This is a genomic window from Siphonobacter sp. BAB-5405 (genome assembly GCF_002872335.1).
Taxonomy (GTDB): Bacteria; Bacteroidota; Bacteroidia; order Cytophagales; family Spirosomataceae; genus Siphonobacter.
The window spans coordinates 1-5,699 of record NZ_NJAG01000089.1 but is presented as its reverse complement, the minus strand read 5'-3'; the positions used below and the strand labels follow the sequence as shown (position 1 = coordinate 5,699).

Sequence of the window (5,699 nt, the reverse complement as noted above, 5' to 3'; positions counted from 1 at the left end):
ATCTCCCACGCTCTTTCAGCTTGATACGGAGTCGCAGGTCGAATTTATCAAGGATACGCACGGGAAGTTTACCCGTATGAAATTACTTTTTGATGATGGCTGGGAAGGTATTCTTTCTAAAACGAGCTTGCCCAGATGACCGCTGGCATCATTACGTTCGAAGCATTGGGTCATCACTGCTGCCAGAAGGTCGGCAAATTCGTTTAATGGGCCTTTCGCTTGAAAATTCCTGTAAGAGTCTACCTACAGCGATGTACTCCATCGCCAGTCAGAATAGAGTCGCGGGAGCCAAAACGCGGAGAGAGAAAACCCACAGATTTAAACCTATGCTCGAATATACCTTTCCATTTCAAAAGAAATATAGGATTAAAAGCATACCGACTCGATAAAATACATGATTTTTAAAAACGTTATAGAAACGTTTTAAATCATAATACTTATATACATTCCTTTTATGTTTGTATATTCTACTTCTACGTTCATATGGAGTTATTCAATTTTCGTTAGGTAGATGGAACATACATCCTAAGTTTTTGAATGGCTATTTAGGGAAGACTATCTAGCATTCGTCGTTTAACTCAACTTATCCAATCCCAAACTCTTGGCCAGGTATTTCGTGCGATTCTTGGGGCCTTTCCCCTTGGCCGTTTTATCCTCGATGATCAGATCGACCCGAATCAACTCATTGACCCGTTCCTGGCTTTCCAGAATCCACTGAATTTGCTTTTCTGTAAGTGTATATTTCTGACAGGCCGATCGCACTTTATTCGCCACCTGAACATCCCCTAGCGAGGTCACGTAATCAATCGTTTTACTCGTTTCTTCAGTCAAAAACTCACGGTTCAATTTTTCACGATCCCGGATTGTGAATGTTAGGSCCGTAATTTTCTTCCGATCCTTGGCCGCTACCTTCCAATCAAAGAAAACGCCACAATGTTCGGCTAGTTCGTTCTGAGTGTATTTGAGAATACGAGTTTCAAAAAGATTAAAATTCTTGTATGCTCCCAACTCAATATCAAGGAGATTTTTAAGAGCATCTACTTCTATGGTCCAGGGCTCATTGCGGGCTTTCATACTCAGCAATTCGTACAACCGAATGGAGTAATTGCTTTTCAAGCTTAGAATGGCCTGCAAATCCAGCGTAGAATACCCGTTAGAAAGCTCCAGAAACAATTTTTTGGCGTCGGGGTTAATCAACACCGTAATCTCTGAATTGACGCCCTTCTTGCCTTCGTATTTGGCTGATATGATGGGAACAATAAACCCAAAGTAATCGTGACCAGGTTTGGAGTAATCAAAGTGTATTTTGCGGGTTGTCAATCGCTCCAGCGATTCCTTGATCCGTTCCCGGTTGGTTTCCTTCAATTCCGATGCGTTGAAAGTAATCTCCAGAGCTTCGTTCTTACCACCAAAGTCGGCCTTCATCCCCTGCTTTCCTTTTAGACTTAGCAAAGTAAGTAAAACAATATGTTTTTCGACAGCCAGAAATTCCTGCCGCGTGAAATTCATTGTGTTACTGATTCGAACCAAACTCTTTTCTTTCATATGTCAAGCCTGTATAGGATCACAGGTAAATATACATCACCTAATTGCATCATGATTCTTTTACCTGATTTATTTATTGAGCGGTTTATGCAATTTGATGCAATACCTTATGCAATTTGATGCAATAGCGATAGGGTCACTTTATGCAATTTGATGCAATACCTTATGCAATTTGATGCAATACCCTATGCAATTTGATGCAATAGCAATTTTTAAATATCTGATAATCATAAGTTTATCTTACTTATCCACACTCCAGCAATTAATCAATTAATTAATACAACATTTTATCAATTAATCTCCAGCCCGCTTTTTTGGCTTGCGTCGGCTTCGCCGCACGCTGATTTTCTGAGGGCGAAAAAAGTTTTAAATCAATAAAATGAAAAGGAGAACATGAACTAAAAAATTAGTTTATAGCGGTTAGTCAAACACATTTTTAGCTTCATCCTGCGACTCAATCCACACTGCGAAATATTAAATCACTGAAAATCAATATATTATTCGCTTTTACTTTATGCAATTTGATGCAATAGTGAATCCATCAAATTAATTTTAGTTCTGATTATCAGTCATTTATCCATTAATATAACCCTTAACGTATAGATCATGCAATTTGATGCAATATTTTTCTGGAAGGATATTCCGTGCCTTGGACACCTTATGCAATTTGATGCAATTAGTCATGTCTAGAAAGCTGTCCAAGTTTAAACTTCTGAAAATCAGTGTATAATTGACAGGAATGTTCTCTTAACTAACCCCGATTTTATAAATAGTAAAGTGTATACGTTATGCAATTTGATGCAATTAGACTCCTAATCACTTAGATATCATATTTGTAAATACCTGATATACAGTGATTTATAAATATCCGCTATGCCAAAAGCATAGCTTATGCAATTTGATGCAATTGAAAGACATTTTTTAATAGTTATATTAATATATATTTTTATTATTCTCATTTAATATACTGATTATCAGATAATTAATACTTAAATTTGATATAAATTGTTATACATAAACTATATGAATTTATATATAAATCATTATTACATAATTGATATACTTATTATACTGTTTCACATAGATTATATCCGTAGTAAGTTAGTCTTTTCAAAACAGCAAAGAGATCATTTATTTTTGTCATCCTATTGCGAACGCTTCGCCTGTCGTAATTAGTTGAGCCAATTGCTACTTGAGTTCAGGGAAGAAATACCTTTGATTGATGTCGGCTGTTTTTTTTAACGTGTCAGGAGGCTATAACCAGACACCGATCAACACTGGCTTAAACAAAGCGGAACCATTTTTCTTCCAGAAGCAGGTACTCATTACCGAATCTTCTTAGAAAGTTCTACGAAGCTTTCATACGAAGTGGACAGAACAAGCGTAGCCCATCATCTCGCTGACCAAAATGTAGCGAAAGGTTACCAGAATTGAACACCCTACTCGACTGTCTACCTAAACGCCTGCGTACAGTTCCGTAATTTTTGAACATACTCTAAATATTCCAAATGGCTAAAAGCTGATATTTAGTAGTAGAAATGTAATCACTATTTCACAAACTATAACTTATTTTTAATGCAATGTAATAAACTTACACACAGGGTTTTGTAATCGTAAAAGATATATATACCTTATATTAAAAGATATGTTTTATGATATCATATGCATATATTTAGTATATCTATTACCATATAATGAGTTAATTATCGGAAGACTATTTATTATATACTCATAAGGTTTAATAATACGTTACCTTACAACCTACCTTTTTCAATCAAATCAGCTTTGAATTTGCTTAAGATTCAGTAAACTTTCTTCCCATCGGCCAATACTAGCTCTTGTGCCTTCTGGTTCTACCATTCACAATGCAATTTTGTAATTATATGGCTATACGGATAAATATAGATACTAGATCGACTTATGAAAGAGTCGATCCATTCATTTAATATTAACTTGTTCATTACTAGATAAATGTCTGTTGCAATGATATATAAAAGATATCAATATTATATTATTTACTATATACTATCTGATGCTATTTTTATATAAATTGTATATTACAAGTATATCAAAACTAGTCGTATCTTCGCCTTTCAAAGAAAACCCCATCACACTATGATTTTCACTACAGGCGGTATTAAGGGAGGGAGTGGAAAGACGACTTTAGCAACCAACTTGGCTGTATATCTCAGTAATCAGGGAAGAGATGTGTTGTTCGTTGATGCCGATGATCAGGAGTCTGCTCACGAATTTTCTGTACAACGGGAAATGGCACTGGAGGGTAACAAAGGCTACACTGCCATTCGTCAGTCGGATAAAGAAGTGCGATCCGAAGTGCTCAAATTGGCTAGCAAATTTGACGACGTGGTCATTGATACGGGGGGACGTGATACGGCAAGTCAGCGGGCTGCACTATCGATTACGGATGTGTATATGGTACCGTTTTATCCCCGTTCTCTGGACATCTGGACACTTGAAAAAGTTGAGCAGCTCATTTCAGAGATGCAGATTGTGAATCCCAAACTGAAGGCTATGTCTTTCGTAAACCGGGCTGATCCCAAAGGAGTCGACAACCGGGAAGTGGGAGAAATGCTAAGAGAATCGCAGGTTTTGACCTATCTGGATGCTCCCCTTATTAATCGCAAAGCTTTTGCAAATGCCATCTCTTACGGACTTGGAATTCTGGAATTAAAGCCCGCAGATGAAAAAGCATCGGCCGAGTTTCTCGCCCTTTACGAAGCCATGCTAAACGTATTGAATCAGCAAGCATCGTAAAATCTAATTTATATATCTTTTTGATATATATACCATACTAGACTACATATCATAATTGATATATAAAATGATATATTAAATCATCACAACTGTTTAAAAATATGGCGATTGCAAAAAAACCATCTGTAGCGAAGTCTAATGTAGAATCTGCAATGGATGAGAAGAAAATTGAAGCCTTAATTAATAAAGGCGGCTCATCTACGAAAGTAAAACCTGAGGTTATCGATCAGCCGGATGAAGATGCTATTAAAACAGTGTTACTTCGGCTATATCAAAGTCAGCTGACGGAGATCGAGGAGGTGTTAGCGAAAATCCCCAAGCGACAGCGGCCTTCCCGTCACGCCTATATTATCCAGGCACTGGAAGAAAAAATTCAGCGGGATTCGAAGAAGAAGTAAGAGAAATGTCCACATAAAAGATTTACGCGTATTGTAGATTCCAGGCACGTATACAGCTTTACACGCTAATGAGGTTCCCTAGGGTAGGGGAGAAGCTATACATTAGCGTTATAGGATAGGTCGCTGATACGTAAAAGCGGGGGAGTGGTTCAGAGGTCCTCCCAGGCAGCATTCAATGGCCACGGTGTGCGTGATACCGCCACAATCCCGACTTCGTGACGTCTCGTAAGTTCTTCTAAAAAACAGATCATCTTTCTTACACTTTCGCCAGTCGGGGCTTTAACCGTATGCGGCGAAGCCTGGATTAACGCTAGTTGTTCAGGCAAGTCAAGGATTTGCCTGAGTAGCTCTGCGGTCTGAAGGATACGAACGGCAGGTTTGTTGTAGTCCCCCGTTTACTAACTGGGTCCCTGCGATGTCTGCTTGCTTTCAATTATTCTAAGCCTTCGCAACTAAACATGTCTTTTCCCTTTCCGACTTGTTTAATTAATTGTTAACTACTAATCCACGGCCAGTTTGATCCAGTGATTATCTACTATCTTGCCAGAGCTTTACTCGCTAATACGAGGGGTTGATTTAGAAAAATAACTATGATCAGAAGTTTACTCGTAAGCCTATTGGTGACAAATGTTTGTCTGGCTCAGACACCCGCTTCATCGGTACGGCAGCTAGGGCTAGGAACGGGACTTTCGCTGGGTGCGGCTCGCTATGAAGGGATGTCTCAACTCGTTCAACGAGGGAAAGCCTTTCCGCTACAACTTTATTTTCTGAGCCAGGGACACCACAATCGGCATTTTGTCCAGCTACAAACGGCCACCTATGCCGGGGGATTGACCTCCCGGTACGAAGAAAGTACAACGGAGTTGTCTACCGGACATTTGCAGTATGCGTATCATCGGTGTGTAGGTGAACTCAAACAATGGTTCATATGGGTGGGACCAGTGGTCAACCTACAGGCTAGCCTTCCCTCGTTTGCAGCCC

The 5,699-nt window shown here is 38.9% G+C and carries 4 protein-coding genes; 3 read left to right on the top strand and 1 reads right to left on the bottom strand.

The window, feature by feature from the left end:
- Positions 1-573: 573 nt before the first annotated feature.
- Entirely contained in the window at positions 574-1,545 is a 972-nt protein-coding gene (locus tag BWI97_RS25770) for a replication initiation protein (protein WP_102203360.1), read from the bottom strand.
- A 2,115-nt stretch (positions 1,546-3,660) separates the two neighbouring features.
- Between BWI97_RS25770 and BWI97_RS25765 the strand changes: the two genes are divergently transcribed.
- The 3 genes from BWI97_RS25765 to BWI97_RS25755 form a co-directional block, all read left to right on the top strand.
- Positions 3,661-4,320 (top strand): AAA family ATPase, encoded by a 660-nt coding sequence (locus BWI97_RS25765; RefSeq protein WP_094813303.1) that lies wholly within the window; start codon positions 3,661-3,663, stop codon positions 4,318-4,320.
- A gap of 101 nt (positions 4,321-4,421) precedes the next feature.
- The gene (locus BWI97_RS25760) at positions 4,422-4,718 is read left to right on the top strand and encodes a hypothetical protein (protein ID WP_094813305.1); all 297 of its coding nucleotides are present in this window, start codon (positions 4,422-4,424) and stop codon (positions 4,716-4,718) included.
- A 590-nt stretch (positions 4,719-5,308) separates the two neighbouring features.
- The coding region (locus BWI97_RS25755) for a hypothetical protein (protein ID WP_146011047.1) at positions 5,309-5,699 on the top strand (391 nt) is incomplete at its 3' end.